Raw genomic sequence first — 16,088 nt, 5'->3', positions numbered from 1 at the left:
GTATTGCGAATTGTTGCCTATGCCTCATCTGATAACAGTGGTGGCATTGGGCAATCGAGAATATCGGCCATGGCACGGAACAGCTCGGCTTCGGCAGGCAGAATGCGTCCGCTATGCTCAATACAGCGCGCCATCGCTTGCAACAAGGCAGGCTTATGCAGAGGCTTTAAGCGCCGCAAACGCTCAACGGCCAGGCTGAGCGCTCGCATATCCCTTATATCGTCAGTGGCCCTCAATGAGAACGGCAGTTCCCTTTCAGCGGCGTTAAGCGCGGCGCTTATCTCAACCGGGTCATCTTGACCCGCGGTGGCCAGCACCGTCAGTAGCAGCTGACACTCCCGCTGTAGATCGTTTAACTTGAGGTTCGCGGGCCCACTGCCTTGCTGACCTAAGTTACTCAACAACAGCTGAAATAGCGTCCACTCAAACAGAGTCACCTGGCCATCCGCCTCGATTAGTCGTTCCATACAGAGACGAAAGTGCTGGGCCTGCTCCATCGAGAGCGACCGTAACGCCGGCAGCACCAAATCAATCAGTGGCAAGCGTAATGATACATCCAGCCTCAGCATTTCCGGGCCATACTCCATCAGCGCTCGGTAAACATCTGGCAGTGCAACTTGATGCAACGCCTTGAGCTGATGATGACGCATTGTATTATCCTGGCTGAGCAGCAGCGAATAGACCAAAGCACGAGCAGCATAGGGCTCATGGGCGGCGGTTTTAATCCGCTCAGGCAGCGCCTCTAGGGTTGCTCTAGCCTGGGCAAGGTGGCGCTGACTAGGCTGGCCCATGGTGTTAATGGCCGCTTGTGCAGAGGCTCCGGTTAACACAGCCGCCATTGCTCCCGATCCGGTTCCTGGCCCAGGCGTAGGATCCGCGCCAGACCGCTCATCGTTGTATTCTGGTTCTGGTGCGTCACTCTCAGTTTGCTGGGTGGGCAAAGTGGCTTCGAAACGGCCATTCCAATCCGGCATTACCCGCTTAATGCGATCTTTAAGTGGCGGATGGGTGGCCATCATTTGACTAAACCCCTGCCGCACGCCTTGACCGAAGAACAGATGACTGAATTCCGCGGCCTGTGTCGCTTGCAGGTAAGAGCCCTGGGTATGCGAGCCGATTTTAACCAGCGCGTTACCAATCCCCTGAGGGTTGCGGGTAAATTGCACCGCAGAGGCATCCGCCAGGTATTCACGCTGCCGACTGACCGCCGATTTGATCAAATTGCCAAAAAAGGTACCCGCGTAGCCGATCAGCATGAGCACCGCCCCCAGCGCCAAGACGACGGCACCTGAGTTGTCGCGCTTTCCACCGCCCACCCGCCGAAAGCGCATACTGCGCAGCAGCGTCCCGCCCAATAAGCCAATAATGAGAATGCCATGCAGGATACTGATCAGCCGCATATTCAACCGCATGTCACCATGTAGAATATGGCTAAACTCATGAGCTACAACGCCCTGCAGCTCATCCCGCGTCAGGTGACGAATCGTGCCACGGGTAATCCCGATCACGGCATCATTGGTTTGATAACCGGCAGCGAAGGCATTGATGCTCTCCTCCTCCAACACATAAACGGAGGGCACGGGCGTGCCAGAGGCAATCGCCATCTCTTCAACCACATTGAGGATGCGCCGCTCATCAGCATCGCGGGTATTAAGATTAATCTCTCGTCCCCCCAGGGCTTCGGCCACTACCCGGCCACCACGCCTTAGCTGACTGCGTTTGAATAGCCCGCCCAGCACCACGACGGCCAACACTGCAATAGCAACGCCAATGACAAGTTCAATCGAGAGTGCCGACCACATTCCCTGAGCAGAAAGATTGGTTTGTGTAGCGGATTGCTCCCCCATTAAATGCAGCGCGATGGCAATGGCCAGCGTGGTAACCGTAATCAGGGCGAGTACTGCCAGTACCATCAAAATAACCAGACGCCCTGTTTTACGACGAGCGTTATCCTGCGCGGTAAAGAAATCCATGTCGCGTTTTCCCTGAGCTTAGAACGACACCGTCGGCGCCTCTTGAATCTGGGCGCTGTCTTCAAACTCTAACAACGAGGCATCCTGCCCATGGCCGAACATGCCCGCCACTGCTACTAGCGGGAAGCTCTGCCGATAAGTGTTGTAGTGCATCACCGCATCATTAAAGGACTGTCGCGCAAAGGCCACTTTGTTTTCAGTACTGGTTAGCTCTTCTGACAACTGCTGCATATTTTCTGAGGCTTTTAAATCCGGGTAGGCTTCCATCACCACGTTAAGCCGCCCCATCGCCTGTGTCAGCGCGCCCTCAGCGCCACCCAGGTCCGCCATCGCTTTGGCACTGCCCGGGTTTGCCGCGGCCGCCTTTAGCCCAGCGGCCGCAGTATTACGCGCCTCGATGACCGACTGCAGCGTCTCCCGCTCATGGCTCAGATACCCTTTGGCAGTTTCGACGAGGTTAGGAATCAGGTCATGCCGCCGTTTAAGTTGCACTTCGATTTGCGCAAAGGCGTTCTCAAAGCGATTTTTCAACGACACAAGTCGGTTGTAGATACCGATGACGTAAAAGGCAATAACGGTGATGATCGCCACGATGATGATGATAGTGAGCACTATGGTTCTTCCTTTAAGTAGGCTTTAGTCAGTGAAAAATACTTTACCATCGCGGCGATAATAAAAAACCGCAAGCGGATGGTTAAAATATATCAATGCTGACTCGGTATCTGGAAAACCTGGTATGCCATCAACGATCTGCCAGTACCGCGCGGTTGCGCCCTTCTAGCTTGGCACGGTAAAGCGCCTTGTCGGCGCGGCTGATCACTTCATCAATGCTCTCGGTCTGGCGGTGAAGCGCAACACCCAGGCTCAATGTAACCGCCAAGTTGCCTGCTGAGGTGGCAAAAGTCGGCTCAGCAACTGCTCGACGTACCTTTTCGGCGACGGCCATCGCGCTCTCCACGGTGGCGCTTGGAATCAGTAGCAAAAATTCCTCTCCGCCCCAGCGGGCAACTCGATCGCTACCGCGAAGCGAAGTGATGAACCGAGTAGCAAGAATGGTGAGCACTTCATCACCCACTTCATGGCCATACTGGTCATTAACTGCCTTGAAGCGATCCAAGTCGGCCATCAACACAGCAAAGCACTGTTCGTCGCGTTTAGCTCGGCTCCATTCTGCCTGCAAGTGTGTTTGCATTGAGCGCCGGTTGGGCAAGCCGGTCAGCGCGTCGGTCAAAGCGTTATGTTCAAGTTGCTGGCTAACAAGAAAAGTGCGCCGGTGTTCCTGGTGACGCATAAAGGCAATGACCGCCCCTATACCCATGGCCGCGGGAATGAAGATCAAATGAATGGGGTTATCTGGAAACGGGCTGCCTGAAAAAACAATAAAAGCGATTACTGCCATAAGCGGCAAGCCGTATATCAAAACCAGATCTCTAACACCGTAGACGGTCGCTGTAGCCACAGCAATGATGGCCAAGGTGAGCCCCTGAGTGATGTAGAGAAGATGCCCGCCCTGCTCCGAATAGTGCAATGCGAGCATAGCCCCCACCATGCCCACTATTGAAACATTCAACGTCAGCAGCAGCGGATAGGCCCAGTAGTCTTGCGCTTTCTTATGATTGAGCACCAAAAAGACAACCGCTAGGATAGCTGAGGGCAAGCGCAGGAGAACATGTTTCCATACTGAAGCCCCGTTAGAGTAGCTGACCAGGGTCGCATCCAGAATAGTGAAAACGGGTAACAGCACCAGCACTACAACAGACAACAAATATCCGAGTCGACGCGAAAGCGAATATTGATTACGCAGATAATCGGCCTGCCATTCGGCAGGTACTAGCACATGCTTTCTCATCGTCACCTATTTCGAAATTGGATAGCTTTACACCACCCACTTGGAGAAACGAGGAAAAGCAGGCTTTATTGGCGTGGCTAATGGAAAGTTACATACTGTAACACAGCGCTTTTCAGTGCACATAGTCGCCAAGTTAAAATACTGCGCGAAATTTCGCTTGCTTAAATGAAGATTTAGTACACCGCCCTCAACCGCGAATTGCTGCTTCGATCTCAGCAATGTTGATTTTTTTCATCTGCATCATCGCGTCGAATGCGCGCTTAGTGACGGCAGGGTCAGGATCGGTAATGGCGTTCATGAGTACAGCAGGCGTTATCTGCCCCGAGATTCCACATTTATATCAAGCCAATTGAAATATGGCTCTTCGTCATTCGATATAGAATGATTTCTGACAGTCTGACAGTTGACCTGTGGGAGGTAGCTTTAGCTCGCGACCGTTTAGGCTGCCAGCCTGACAACACCGGAGTACCTTCGGTACCCTTCGCTCGCTGGAATCGGCCTTCCACAACCGACAGTTGTGCTTGATGGTTTCTGTCTGAATCGTGAGGCACAAAATGTGCCGGTTAATATTAAATTCACATTAGATGACGAATAACCTGAAATATTGACTGAACTTACCAAGTCTCCTCAGAGCCCGGTGGCCCCATATCGATCTGCATATCAGGCGCTATATCCACTACGCCTTTGATCTTTTTCAGCCGTTCCGCCGTGGCATCGTCAGCCGAGCCGGTAATACAGCCGATCTCCTCCAGCACCTCCTGGATGGTTAATCCTTCAGCGCTGAGGCGCGTGGCCATTTCATTTATCGGTTGATCGCTGGAAATAGTAATCAACCATAACGCTACCGTTGGCATCTGGCATATCTCCATAGCAAGAGCACTGGGCGACCATAAAGGAGCGCCTGCCCAGCGCATCGTCTAACATTAGGGCGCTTGCACCAACCCTGCTCCCACGCCGGATTCCGGTGATGGCAGCTCTTGCACCGAAGCCACCAGTTGCTCCCAGAGTTTCCTTCCCCTCAATGCGGCATCTGATTGTGCCCACAGGGCCGCGCAGCCTGCCACGTGTGGCGCCGCCATGCTGGTGCCACTGATCGTTTTATGGCGAGAGGGCCGGGGCCATGAGGAGAAAATATCGCGCCCAGGCGCGGCAATCTCAATCTTGCCATGATTGGAAAAACTTGAAGGCTTCAGATTCGGATCCAGGGACGCCACCGACATCACAGTAGGCGAGTTGGCAGGTGCCCCTGTATTGGTTGCTGAATTGCCCGCCGCAGCGATAACGAGGCACCCATTACGCAGCGCCGCTTCACCAGCATGGGTGTAGGCGGCCTGCACCGGGCTCTGGCTGCCAAGCGACATTGAGATCACTTCGCACCGGTTGGCGATGGCCCAATTCAGGCCAGCGAGCACGCCCGCCCCGGTACTGCTGCCCGAGTTGGTCAGCACCTTACCGACGAAGACCTGCGCCTCATAAGCGATCCCGTAACGCTGTGTGTTTTCACCGGGCGCCTGGGGGCCACAGGCCGTGCCGATACAGTGAGTACCGTGCCCGTTGATATCCTGCACCGGCTCCCCAACGAATGAGCGGGTAACGAACTCCCTACCCTCGAAATCCGGATGGCCTAGGTCCATCCCGGTATCCAGCACGGCGACTTTTATACCCGCGCCACTCCAGTTACTTTGCGGCACCTTACAGCGTTTTAGCCCCCAAGTTGGCCGAAGGGCATCCTCTTCAAGGTTCTCTTCACCTTCTTCCAACTCCAGCTCAACGCCAAGATCACGAGCGATGGTGCTGGCTGCCCGCAAAAAACCACGTAGATATTCAGAATTTTCAGAAAAGGCGAAATACTCTGGCTCAATAATTTCGATGGGACTATCCGCGGCTACCTTACCCAGCGCACTCATGCCATGCTGCTGTAGGGCATCGCCGCCTACCAGCGCTACTCCAAGCTCCGGAAATACCATTGCCTCAGCATCTCCGGCATCTTCCAGGCTAACGGCTTGATCGGTGAAATCCCGCGCATCAGCGATGCGAAATTTCTGGGCTTTTAGCGAATTAATGCCCTCTTCTACCCGCCCCTCACGATAGCTAATCAGAAAGCGCCCGGTTTCAAGGCAACTGCCGCCCCGCTCTAAGGCTGCCAATAGCAATTTTTCGGTGCCGCATGAAACAGTGGCGAGTGACTCACCCGCTGGCGTATTGCCTCTACCTTTACCTGTCGGTTTTTTCGCCATCGTAGACATCCTTTTCATTTAGCTGGTAAGCGATATGGAATAGATGAATCATAGACACCATGCAAGAGAAAGCATGGCTAGCTATGCCACATCCACCATTTCAGCTTAACGCACCTGATGTGCTTCGCCAGATCGATTTCAGGCTACGATCCTTAAACATACAGGGCGCTTAAACGAAGGAGGATGGAGCATGGTCGTTATTGGTTAATCTCAGTAGGCGGACACTCGTCATCGCGAAGTGTGAGCACTTCAAATCCAGAGGAGGTGACGGCAACCGTATGCTCCCACTGAGCCGACAATTTCTTGTCGCTGGTCACCACCGTCCAACCATCCCGCTTAGTTTTTATCTTGGCCCTACCCTGATTAATCATGGGCTCGATGGTAAACACCATCCCTTCTTGCAAAACCAAGCCTCTGCCTTTCTTTCCGTAATGTAGCACTTGGGGTTCTTCATGCATTTCCCGACCAATACCATGGCCGCAATACTCACGCACAACAGAGTAGCCGTACGTTTCGGCATAGTGCTGAATGGCGTAACCCACATCACCTAACGTGGCACCCGGCTTAACTGCTTGTATCCCTTGCCATAGGGCCTCGTAGGTTTTATCGACCAGCCGCTGGGCATAGGGGGTGACATCGCCGATCAGGTACATCTTGCTTGAATCAGCGATAAATCCGCCCTTCTCGAGGGTAATGTCGACATTGACGATATCGCCTGATTTGAGCATTTGTGTTGCCGACGGAATACCGTGGCACACCACATGATTGACTGATGCATTCAACACGTACTGGTAATCGTATTGCCCCTTACTGGCCGGGCGAGCCTGCAAATCATCCACAATATAGCGCTCGGCCCAATCGTTAATAGCCATGGTAGATATACCGGGCACTATTTGCTTATCAAGATGGCTAAAAACCAAGGCGAGTAGCCGCCCGGCTTCGCGCATTACGCTCAGCTCCTCTTCGCTTTTCAGCGTTACCTCACCCACCGACCACCTTCCTTACGTCCACATCGGCTTGCTTCATTTGCTCACGCATAATGTCCGAGAAGGTCATACCTGGATTGGCCTCAGCCAGCATGCCTATTTTGATCCAGTACTCTGCCTGGGCATTGATTGAACGCACCATGACGGTACTCGCCCTGCGAATATCTTCATGCAGCTGGTCATTGATCTTAACGATACCCATCACACCACCCAATATATGAAGTGAATATAAAACATATACAGATCATATATTGGCTATCTTCTATCGGCAAGACTACCTGGCAACGTTAATCAGAGGCTGCAGCGCCAGTACCTGCTCGCGCAGTGCCTGCTTCGGCCGCTCTAACGAAGCGCGCCACTTTGTACACGCCTGCTTATGCTGCGGGTCGTTATCGGGGCATGCGCTGAAGGCATCCAGCCAGGATTGGCGAGTGCACATATCTTGAAAGTCACCGAGCAGACGCTGGCGGTGCTTCAGTTCAGACAGGAACGGCTTGGGTGTGTCTGAATTGAGGTCAACCAGATAACGGATGCGTTTAACGCCTTTACGCAATTCATGAAAGGCGTCATCAGGGGCGTCTAACGAGAGCATTGTCAGATCGGTATCATGGCGGGCAATACGTTTGTCCAGTACCGCAGTGATGCGCTTTGGCGTGAGCTTGGCGAGCGCCTTCTTAACATCATCGGAAGCGATAAAACTCTGCCAGCCCCGCAACTGCTCAGCGTACTCAGTTGTACTTAACTGCTTGCATAGGGCTTGATGCTGGGCCCACTGGCGGTCCTGTAGCCATTGCTGAAGGCCCCCCAGAGTGTCGGAAGAAAGGGGTGGTGAGGTGGTGCCGAGATCCACTAGAAACACATCCAGGTCGCGGAGGTCACTGGTGGCCTGGGCACGATGCTTAAGCCGCTTAAGGCGCTTCTTCAGGCCAGGCACCTTGATAATAGAGCGCAAGGATTCGCCCAGTGCTCGGCTGCGGCGCAGGTTAACCCGGTACTGATGCAGGAATTCAGGATCAATGCCCGCGATTACCCCAGGCTCTAAAGCCCTGATCAGTTGATACTGGTGCTCAAGCATGGCTCGGAGTCGGCTAGCCATGTCGCCTTGGTCGTCGGGCAGCTTGGGGGCGCGGCGCTGAAAAAGGGCATGACTCGCCTCTTCTGGACGCAGGCCACCCACCAACTCCGCACAGCCCTGCTCCATGGCAGCCCAGGGCGTATCAGGTAGGGTGAAATGCAGTACGCTACCAGTAGGCAGCGAAGGTGGCGCCCTCTTATCGAGCCAGCAAGCAAGATCAACCAGAGCCGGATTGTGGCCGATTATCAGCACCCTCTCGGCTTCGTTGGGTAGCGTTTGCAACCATGCCAGCAGCGCTTCACCATCGAAGGTGTAAAGGGCTTCATCGAAGTGATCCTGATGGATCAAGGTACAGTCAGGCAGTTGCGCTGCGATCTTGTCGAAGGTTGCTCGCGTGCGAGCCGCGGGACTGACGTAAACCTCTCCGTCCAACGCTTGCCAGCGCTGCAGCACATGCGCCATAGCCGCAGCCTGACGTTCTCCCCGCTTCCGCAATGGCCGTTGGTGATCAGCCATATCGCCACTGAGCTGTTTGGCCTTGGCGTGCCGCATCAGGTATAGGTGTCTCATGGAAGGGCTCTCAATCATGCTTACTGAACAAAGTTTAGTATACGCCCATCATTAGGAAGCGCGCTGACGAGGCTTCACCACCAACCAACTGGCCAACACCAAACTACCAAATAGCGTGTACACCACCACAAACACCCACTCCGGCAAAGTGAAATAGAGCAGGCTGTGCAGCCAGTACTGAATAAAAGAGCCTGAATAGATGGCAGTACCCGCCTCTGCCCTCAGCGCCATTTCCCACGTAGTCAACGGGCACACCGCGCCTAACCAGGCTTGTCCCACCACATAGCCAATGGCGCATAGGTGCACGATGCGAAAAACGCGATTACGCACCCACTGCCAGTTTAGAAAATAGCCTGCGTACACTGCGAATAAGCCAAGCACCACAAAGGCCACAAACAGCACGTGGAGAATGAGTATGACGTCGGCGAGGAGGAGTAATAGCGTGGAAGGCATAACAGAGCGTACCTACTAGCGAGGCTTGATTATGCTTCGACAGCAAGCGTTGGAGGGGTGTTCAGGAAACTCAACATTCTGCCGGTGTAACCGTGCGATAACTGGCCGTGGCCTCTTCCACCCCTTGTTGTAATGCCCGAATGCGAGATTCGTGGGCGGGATGGGTAGAAAGAAACTCTGGCGGTTGGCCGCTGCCTACGGTCGCCATGTTTTGCCACAGGGCCACGCTCTGCTGCGGATCAAACCCCGCACGGGCCATAATCTCAAGGCCCATCAGATCGGCTTCCTCCTCATGGGTGCGACTGAAAGGCAGGCTAATGCCCAACTGGGCCCCGATACCCAATGCCTGCATCAGCTGCTGGTTACCAAACTCCCCTTCTCCTAATAGCCCCACCACCAATAACACGGCTTTAATGCCAAGCTGCTGAGTAAGCCGCTCATTGCCATGATCCGCCAGCACATGGCCCATCTCATGCCCAATCACCGCCGCTAGTTGGGCGGGGGTTTCAGCCACCCGTAGTAGGCCGCTATTCACACCGATGCGCCCACCCGGCAGCGCAAACGCATTGGGGGAAGCATCCTCAAACACCACCACTTCCCAGCGCGCAGGGAAAGCGATGTCTGGGTAGCTTGCCTCAGCGCCAGCCACCACTTGTTCGGCCACGCACTGCACCAATTGATTCGCCTGCGTATCGCGATTGATCGGCTGGCTATTGCGTAGCTGATTAAAGGCGTCTTCCCCCATGTCAGCCATTAGCGAGTTCGGCACTAACGCCAGTTGGGAGCGCCCGGTAGGCGTCTCCCCGCAGCCAACCAAAGAGATCAGCAGCCCCAAGAGGAAAAGAGGTAACAGAAATCGCCGCTGCATCGAAGGGTATCGCCTGGATTAAGAAACGTGCAGTAGAGTGTAAGGTGCTTCACAGGCGTGACGCTCGTCGCGTTCATCAACGCTACCCAGCCCGAGGTGCCGGTCGTTATCATAGGCGACGAAAAGCCGGTCATGATCCAGCACGGCAAGGCCTTCGGCTTTGTGCTCAAACTCCAGCGGCAAGCCTGCGGGGGTGGTCACCAGCGTTGGCTCGCGCCCTTCCCGAAAACCGCCCAAGCTCACTTCCCACAGGTACCCGCCAATACGCTCATCACCGGCTTCTTCTACTTCAAAACTATTGAGCAGGTAAAGACGGCCATGGTAGGGGTCATACTCCAGGCTAGACAGGCCGCAGTCGTAACGCACCGCAGGGTGACTGCCGGGGTCGAAAGCGTAGTGCTCGCGCATTGCATCAATGAATACCAGGTTGCCACTTTCACTGATCTCGTAATGCGCGCCGACAATCCGGCTGACATAGCTGAAATCATCATGGGACTGCCCCTGCTCACGAATACCAAACAGTAGCAGGCCATCGCCGCGTTCACCGGGAATGGCGGCCAGCCCCTCAATTTTGTAGTACGGGAAACCAATCGCTTGATCCAGCTTGGTGCGAAGCTCTAGCGAACCTTCAACGCCATCCCGGGGGTCGGGATCAACGACTTGCACTTGTTCAGGGTGGCCCAGCGGCCAAATCAGCAGGTGATTATAATCGTTAAGGTCATGGCTTTCGTTATCAATACGATCAAAGCCGGTAGTCGCCAGCACGTGGCGGCCATCCGCCGTGAGGGAAAGATCTTCGTACTTAACGGCCTGTTTAATCAGCGGGGTGGTGAAGTACTCCAACTGGCTATCGTCCGGCCCTTCTTCGGTCATTGGCATGGCAAACACCGCCGAGCGCTCCTCCCCCGGCACCGGTTTATCGCTGGCTAAAATCAGCCGCTGGCCGTCGTAAAGCACAGCCGACACCTCGGCATTCACAAGTTTGCCGCGTTCATCGCGTAGCCCCGCGGGAAAACAGTGGATAGTGCCTTGCTGCAGAATGGTCGCGTGCGTCATGGTGATTGATTCTCCCGACTACTGAAAGTAAGTCGCAGCTTACTAGAGCTTTAGGGAAGGCGTCGAACCGTCATCTACGAAAAAAGTAGATACCGTCGACGCCCCCCGTTTAAGTAGCGGGAAGATACGTTTAGATAGCTGCGCTGCAAGGGGTTATGCGTTAAGGCTGCAAATCACTCAGGCGTTTGCGCTTCAGCGCGCATCGCTCTGAGCGAGGTGATTTCAACGGTGAGTGCTTCACGCGTGTTTTCTAAGTCACTTACCTGTTCACGCACTGCGGCAAGTTGAGCATTGGCCTCTTCAATCTCGGTGTTGAGCGCTTCAAGGTCTGCTTCAACATCGCTGCGGGAGTCTTCTGCTTCTTGACGAGACTGTTGAGCAGCATCGCGGGCAGCTTCGGCCTCTTGTTTCTCTTTTTCTACCTCAGCGTATGTCTTATTCAGCTCCTCAAGGATGCTCTCTCTTTCGTCTATTTGTTCGTTAAGGGTAGCCACTTCTTCTTGGCGGGTTTCACGCTCACCCCGTAAAGCGGTCAAATCCTCTTCAGTGTTGGCAATCTCGGCTCTTGTCGATGCAAGCGCGGCTTCCGCCTCGGCTTGTTCAACTTCAAGGTTGCTCATGCGCTGCTGCAGTGTTGCCAAGTCCAGCTCCGCGGCTTCAACCTCAGACATCTCCGCCTGAATCTGTTGATGCTCTCGCTCAGTTTCAGCCAGCTGCGCTTCGAGCGCTTCCATACTGTCTTCCCGCGACCCTGCAATGGTGTGCGCCACAATGGCCCAGACCACCGCAATAACGGCGATGGCTAAGACCACCTTTACACGGTTATCGCTCAACAATGCTGTCATTGATGGCTTATTAGTCCCTGTCATTGGTGCAATCCTCTCGCTTAAGCGTTATCGCTAATATAGTAGCTAACGTATCTACGTCAGCAGGCCGTCATCTGCCCCGTTGTTAATATGGAGGAAAGTTTTTGATTCGGCTAGAAACGGTCATTCAACACATTCATGTACCTGAAGCCATGGCTCCGAGGAAAATTTTTCCAATAGCAACGCATAGCTTAGATACCCCACCCCAGCCTAGATCCTTTCACCCCAGGGGTTTTAACGCGCTGCGCAACCGTTGCGTCAGGTGTTCAGGTTGGACTGCATTCAAAGAGACAGAGTCAGATTTTTGAAAATGACAAAACTGAACAATGGCTTCCACAAAAGCAGTAACGACTCTATGTTCATCAAACGAGTGTGGTTCGAAATATAAATTCTTGATCTCTAAGTGGCTGGTTTTGCGATGGACTTTACAATCCATCCGGCCAACAAACGCATCGCGATACAGTAGCGGCAGGCAAAAGTAACCATACTGACGCTTGGCTTCGGGCACATAACATTCCAACTGATAGTCGTATTGAAATAGCGCCCTGAGCCGCTCCCGCTGAATGACACTGTTGTCGAAGGGCGAAAGAATCAACATGCGCTCTTTCAAACGAGGAAGGGGGCGTTCGAGCGCGCCCCTTTCCAATATAAATACATCGCCACTGCTCACTTTCACTCTCTCTAAATCGCCCTGCGCGAATCTTTCATTTACCAGGGCATTCACAACTTTGCGTAACCCTGCATTTCGGCGCAGATAAGTCAGCCCTTTGAGTGAAGCAAAGCCATGGCAGCGCAATTGTTGGTCTACAAGGTGCGCTGCAAACTCCTCCATGGAGGGCATCTTTAAATTTACGTGGGAGGGCAATACCCGCTCGGTTAGATCATATGTCTTTTGAAAGCCATCGCGGTCGCTGACCATCAGATCGCCTTGCATATACAGCTGTTCAAGTGCCTTTTTGGCTGGCTTCCAGTCCCACCAACCTGCACGTTTTATGGTGCTAGCCCCTACATCTCGAGACCGCAGCGGGCCATCTGAACGTATGCGAGCCAACAACTCTCCCATGAGCTTTTTATCAGGTGATCTAAACCAATGCGTTTGCCCGCTTTTGATAGCGTTTTTGTAGGGCAATGAAAAGCGAAAATCGGTAATGGGTAAAAATGCAGCCGCGTGCGACCAATACTCAAAAATGTCTTTATTGATCAACAGCTGGTTCAACATGTGTGGCTCAAACCCAGGTACTCGGGAGTGAATAACATGATGATGGGCTCGCTCTACCACAGATATGGTGTCTATCTGAACATAACCCAGGTGGTTAATCGCTTCACGAGCCCCGACTAAGCCACGTCCATAAGGCTTATTCTGCAGCAAACCTTGCGCAGCCAGAGCAAGGCGACGCAAACGCGACAGCTCTTGTGGGCGTTTAATTTCAGTGATTGTCATACTTGCCTCGAAGCTCGTCATAAACAGTGCGAGTTTGCGCTTTACCCAATGACTACACGCCTAGAAGCGGCAAGTACTGTCCATGCTTTACCCACTCACATCAGCCTTAATTTTTGTGTATCGAGTCACAATCAGGTATTCAAGCTTAGCTGCCAGTAGCCAACGTCGTGCCACTGATCGAACTTAAACCCTACCTTTTCAAAATGGGCCACTTTTTTCATGCCCATTTTTTCGTGCAGTGCAACGCTGGCAGGGTTGGGAAGCGTGATGCCGCCCATCACCGCATGAATCCCGCCCTCTTTGAGCGTGGAAAAGAGTGATTCGTACAGTTTTGCACCCAAGCCCCTACCGTGCGCCTGATTGGAAAGGTAAACGCTGACTTCGACTGAAAAGCGATAAGCGCTTCTCTCTTTCCATTTTGTCGCGTAGGCATAGCCCACCACAGCACCCTCTTCTACTGCCACCAACCAAGGCAAACCTGCCCCCTGAACGTTTTCAATCCGGCCTTGGATGTCTGAACCCAATACTGGCTTTTCTTCAAATGAAATAGCGGCATTTTCGATGTAGTGGTTATAAATGTGCGCTATGGCTTCCGCATCACCCTTTACGGCATCTCTAATCATGGTTTTTTCCATTTATATTCTGACGGTTTAGGTACACTGATTAAAAAATCGCCTTCCGCTTTCTGGATCAGCTAGGGCGCCTTTAACGCTAAGCAAGCGTTACCCGCACCGCGTTGCCAGAAACTCGCCATTGCCAACAGTTACAGTACACGTGGTGAAATCGGGGCTTGCCGATACCAGCGCCATAAAATCAGCCATTTCATCTGCGTGGGAAGTGGCGTTATCCACCACAAGCAGTCCGCCCTTGCGTAACACCCGCTGCATACTCGGCCACCACTGCACATAATCAGAGCGTTTTGAGTCTAAAAAGAGCAGATCGAAACAGGCATCGTCCAGGCTTTCAAGAAGCCCACCCGCCTCCCCTCGATGTTGAGTAATGACCTCAGAGAGTCCTGAGCGCGCAAAATTTCTCGCGGCCATCTCCAGCTTGAATTCGGAAAGCTCAACGGTGGTAACATGCCCTCCAATCCTCTGCACTGCCTGGGCCAGCCACAAGGTGGAGTACCCATTCGAGGTGCCAATTTCCAGCACTCGTTGGGCTTTGGTTGCTTGAACTAGTACCGATAGGAACTCCCCCGTATCGCGGGTGATATTCAGCATTCGTCTTGGGCGTTCAGAAATGGCAGCATCGTTTTGTTGACCAAAATGCTCAAGTTCCATTAGCAGCTTTTGAAGGGTCTCAGTCACATTTGTCTCCAGATACGAACAGCATTGCCATAACCAAACTTACCGGCCTTTGCTTACGCAGGCCGCTTAGCAAGCAGCGCCCAGACACCCGCTGAAGAGAGCAACGTTCCGCCAACAAAGTTAAAGCGGCGCTGCGCTCGGCGCGATGCAAGCATTTTGCGCACCGACGTTGCAAACACGGCGTAGAGAGTGGCATTGAGCGTTGCCAACGCCACAAACGTGATCGCAAGTATCCACAGTTGCTGCCCCGCATCGGATGTCGGGCTGACGAACTGCGGCAAAAAGGCGACGAAGAAGATAATGCCCTTCGGGTTAAGCGCAGTAACGAGATAGGTATTGGTGAAAAGCTTCCAGCGCGAACCTGATACCGCCGGTGTTACCGGCTGCACCGACGATATACCGGCACGTAACAGCTTGATGCCCATATAGAGCAGGTATAAACCACCGATCCATTTGATCACGGTGAACCAAAATGCCGAGGTGGCTAACACTGCTCCCAGGCCAAGCAGTGAAAAGAGCAGCGCCGTTGAATCACCCAATGCCACCGCAGCGATAAGCGGAATATTGGCGCGCCTACCTTGGGCGATAGAGTAGCTGACCACGGTCAAAATCGTTGGCCCAGGGATGGCGAGCAAAGCTATGGACGCAAGGGCAAAGGCAAACCAGATTTCAATAGACATGGAAAGCTACCTCACAGGTTGTTAATGCTAAGTTAGCATAAGCTCAACAATGATTGGAATGCGCTGCGAGGCGCTTATTAGGTCATCTTTTAATGCTTAGTCGTTTGCTAGCGCCTTTTCCAGCTGCTGCGTTAACGCTGCATCTAACAGCTCTAGCGCCTTAGCCCGATTTATCCACCAGTCGGTTGACCACACTCTAAACAGCGTCCAGCCCAACCCTTCCAATACGCCCTGGCGTAGATTCCGTTAGCCCAAACAGGAAACCACCGTCTAACTCAAGATCCCGATCTTTCAATGCGAGCAGCCCACCCGCTGCCAACCGATCCACCGTCCAGGTCTTCTGCTTCACAAACCCAGGAGACGCCGCCAACGTCACGGTAAGATCAGAGAGAGCCCGCTCTTCATTCAGGTTCTCAATCTGCAACTCCCGCAGTACCGCAAACGCACTTTGATGGCAGGCAAAGTTGATCTTTTCCACTAGCGTGGCGTGGATCTTGATTATGGGTGATTTCTGGTTAGGCATACATTTCCTTAAAATAAGATTACTCACCCAGTGTTTTTATTTACATCCAACGCTTCCAGTTGCTGCAACCAGGCGTCAAACAGGCTGCATTTTTCACGCATTACGTCCAAACCAACTTCCAAAGCCGCTAAGCTTCCCATCAGTGGTTTTTGATAGTCCGCCATCAATGCCTCAATACGCTTACTGGGTGCGCTAACAGGG

General features: G+C 53.4%; 19 protein-coding genes. All 19 read right to left on the bottom strand.

What is annotated here, in order from left to right; genetic code table 11:
* Nucleotides 1-17: 17 nt before the first annotated feature.
* Entirely contained in the window at nucleotides 18-1,973 is a 1,956-nt protein-coding gene (locus tag ACT3UM_RS20270) for a M48 family metallopeptidase (protein ID WP_498901881.1), read from the bottom strand.
* 18 nt (nucleotides 1,974-1,991) lie between these two features.
* Nucleotides 1,992-2,588 (bottom strand): LemA family protein, encoded by a 597-nt coding sequence (locus ACT3UM_RS20265; protein WP_498901952.1) that lies wholly within the window; start codon nucleotides 2,586-2,588, stop codon nucleotides 1,992-1,994.
* Between the two features lie 127 nt (nucleotides 2,589-2,715).
* Nucleotides 2,716-3,810, bottom strand: coding sequence for a GGDEF domain-containing protein (locus ACT3UM_RS20260; RefSeq protein ID WP_498901880.1), 1,095 nt, complete (start codon nucleotides 3,808-3,810; stop codon nucleotides 2,716-2,718).
* Between the two features lie 626 nt (nucleotides 3,811-4,436).
* Nucleotides 4,437-4,676 carry a hypothetical protein gene (locus ACT3UM_RS20255; RefSeq protein WP_035578737.1) on the bottom strand — a complete coding sequence of 80 codons (240 nt, stop codon included), beginning with the start codon at nucleotides 4,674-4,676 and terminating at the stop codon, nucleotides 4,437-4,439.
* A gap of 69 nt (nucleotides 4,677-4,745) precedes the next feature.
* Entirely contained in the window at nucleotides 4,746-6,059 is a 1,314-nt protein-coding gene (locus ACT3UM_RS20250; RefSeq protein WP_498901879.1) for a S8 family serine peptidase, read from the bottom strand.
* A gap of 197 nt (nucleotides 6,060-6,256) precedes the next feature.
* Nucleotides 6,257-7,048, bottom strand: a complete 792-nt coding sequence (gene map / locus ACT3UM_RS20245; RefSeq protein WP_498901878.1) for a type I methionyl aminopeptidase — start codon at nucleotides 7,046-7,048, stop codon at nucleotides 6,257-6,259.
* Nucleotides 7,041-7,247 (bottom strand): ParD-like family protein, encoded by a 207-nt coding sequence (locus ACT3UM_RS20240; protein WP_498901876.1) that lies wholly within the window; start codon nucleotides 7,245-7,247, stop codon nucleotides 7,041-7,043. The genes map and ACT3UM_RS20240 overlap by 8 nt, the downstream gene beginning before the upstream one ends.
* Nucleotides 7,248-7,319: 72 nt before the next feature.
* Nucleotides 7,320-8,690: a CHAD domain-containing protein gene (locus ACT3UM_RS20235; RefSeq protein WP_498901874.1), complete on the bottom strand. Its 1,371-nt coding sequence runs from the start codon at nucleotides 8,688-8,690 to the stop codon at nucleotides 7,320-7,322.
* Between the two features lie 51 nt (nucleotides 8,691-8,741).
* Nucleotides 8,742-9,143 (bottom strand): DUF2784 domain-containing protein, encoded by a 402-nt coding sequence (locus ACT3UM_RS20230; RefSeq protein WP_498901872.1) that lies wholly within the window; start codon nucleotides 9,141-9,143, stop codon nucleotides 8,742-8,744.
* A gap of 70 nt (nucleotides 9,144-9,213) precedes the next feature.
* On the bottom strand, nucleotides 9,214-10,011 hold the full coding sequence (locus ACT3UM_RS20225) for a M48 family metallopeptidase (protein WP_498901870.1): 798 nt from the start codon (nucleotides 10,009-10,011) through the stop codon (nucleotides 9,214-9,216).
* A gap of 18 nt (nucleotides 10,012-10,029) precedes the next feature.
* Complete coding sequence (locus ACT3UM_RS20220; protein WP_498901868.1) at nucleotides 10,030-11,067, bottom strand: hypothetical protein; 1,038 nt, start codon at nucleotides 11,065-11,067, stop codon at nucleotides 10,030-10,032.
* 173 nt (nucleotides 11,068-11,240) lie between these two features.
* Nucleotides 11,241-11,936 carry a hypothetical protein gene (locus ACT3UM_RS20215; RefSeq protein WP_498901866.1) on the bottom strand — a complete coding sequence of 232 codons (696 nt, stop codon included), beginning with the start codon at nucleotides 11,934-11,936 and terminating at the stop codon, nucleotides 11,241-11,243.
* A 217-nt stretch (nucleotides 11,937-12,153) separates the two neighbouring features.
* The gene (locus ACT3UM_RS20210; protein WP_498901864.1) at nucleotides 12,154-13,374 is read right to left on the bottom strand and encodes a winged helix-turn-helix domain-containing protein; all 1,221 of its coding nucleotides are present in this window, start codon (nucleotides 13,372-13,374) and stop codon (nucleotides 12,154-12,156) included.
* Between the two features lie 131 nt (nucleotides 13,375-13,505).
* Nucleotides 13,506-14,009, bottom strand: coding sequence for an arsinothricin resistance N-acetyltransferase ArsN1 family B (locus ACT3UM_RS20205; RefSeq protein ID WP_498901862.1), 504 nt, complete (start codon nucleotides 14,007-14,009; stop codon nucleotides 13,506-13,508).
* Nucleotides 14,010-14,096: 87 nt separating this feature from the next.
* On the bottom strand, nucleotides 14,097-14,684 hold the full coding sequence (locus tag ACT3UM_RS20200) for an O-methyltransferase (RefSeq protein WP_498901859.1): 588 nt from the start codon (nucleotides 14,682-14,684) through the stop codon (nucleotides 14,097-14,099).
* Between the two features lie 53 nt (nucleotides 14,685-14,737).
* Nucleotides 14,738-15,364 (bottom strand): LysE family translocator, encoded by a 627-nt coding sequence (locus ACT3UM_RS20195; protein ID WP_498901857.1) that lies wholly within the window; start codon nucleotides 15,362-15,364, stop codon nucleotides 14,738-14,740.
* 96 nt (nucleotides 15,365-15,460) lie between these two features.
* Nucleotides 15,461-15,559: a hypothetical protein gene (locus ACT3UM_RS20190; protein WP_498901855.1), complete on the bottom strand. Its 99-nt coding sequence runs from the start codon at nucleotides 15,557-15,559 to the stop codon at nucleotides 15,461-15,463.
* Nucleotide 15,560: 1 nt separating this feature from the next.
* A complete protein-coding gene (locus ACT3UM_RS20185; protein ID WP_498901854.1) occupies nucleotides 15,561-15,887 on the bottom strand; it encodes a hypothetical protein in 327 nt (108 codons plus the stop codon).
* A 23-nt stretch (nucleotides 15,888-15,910) separates the two neighbouring features.
* Nucleotides 15,911-16,088: DUF4276 family protein (locus tag ACT3UM_RS20180; protein ID WP_498901951.1), on the bottom strand; the 178-nt coding region annotated here is incomplete at its 5' end.

This window comes from Halomonas sp. AOP13-D3-9, assembly GCF_052379125.1.
Classification (GTDB): domain Bacteria; phylum Pseudomonadota; class Gammaproteobacteria; order Pseudomonadales; family Halomonadaceae; genus Vreelandella.
This window is presented reverse-complemented; position numbering and strand designations above follow the sequence as displayed.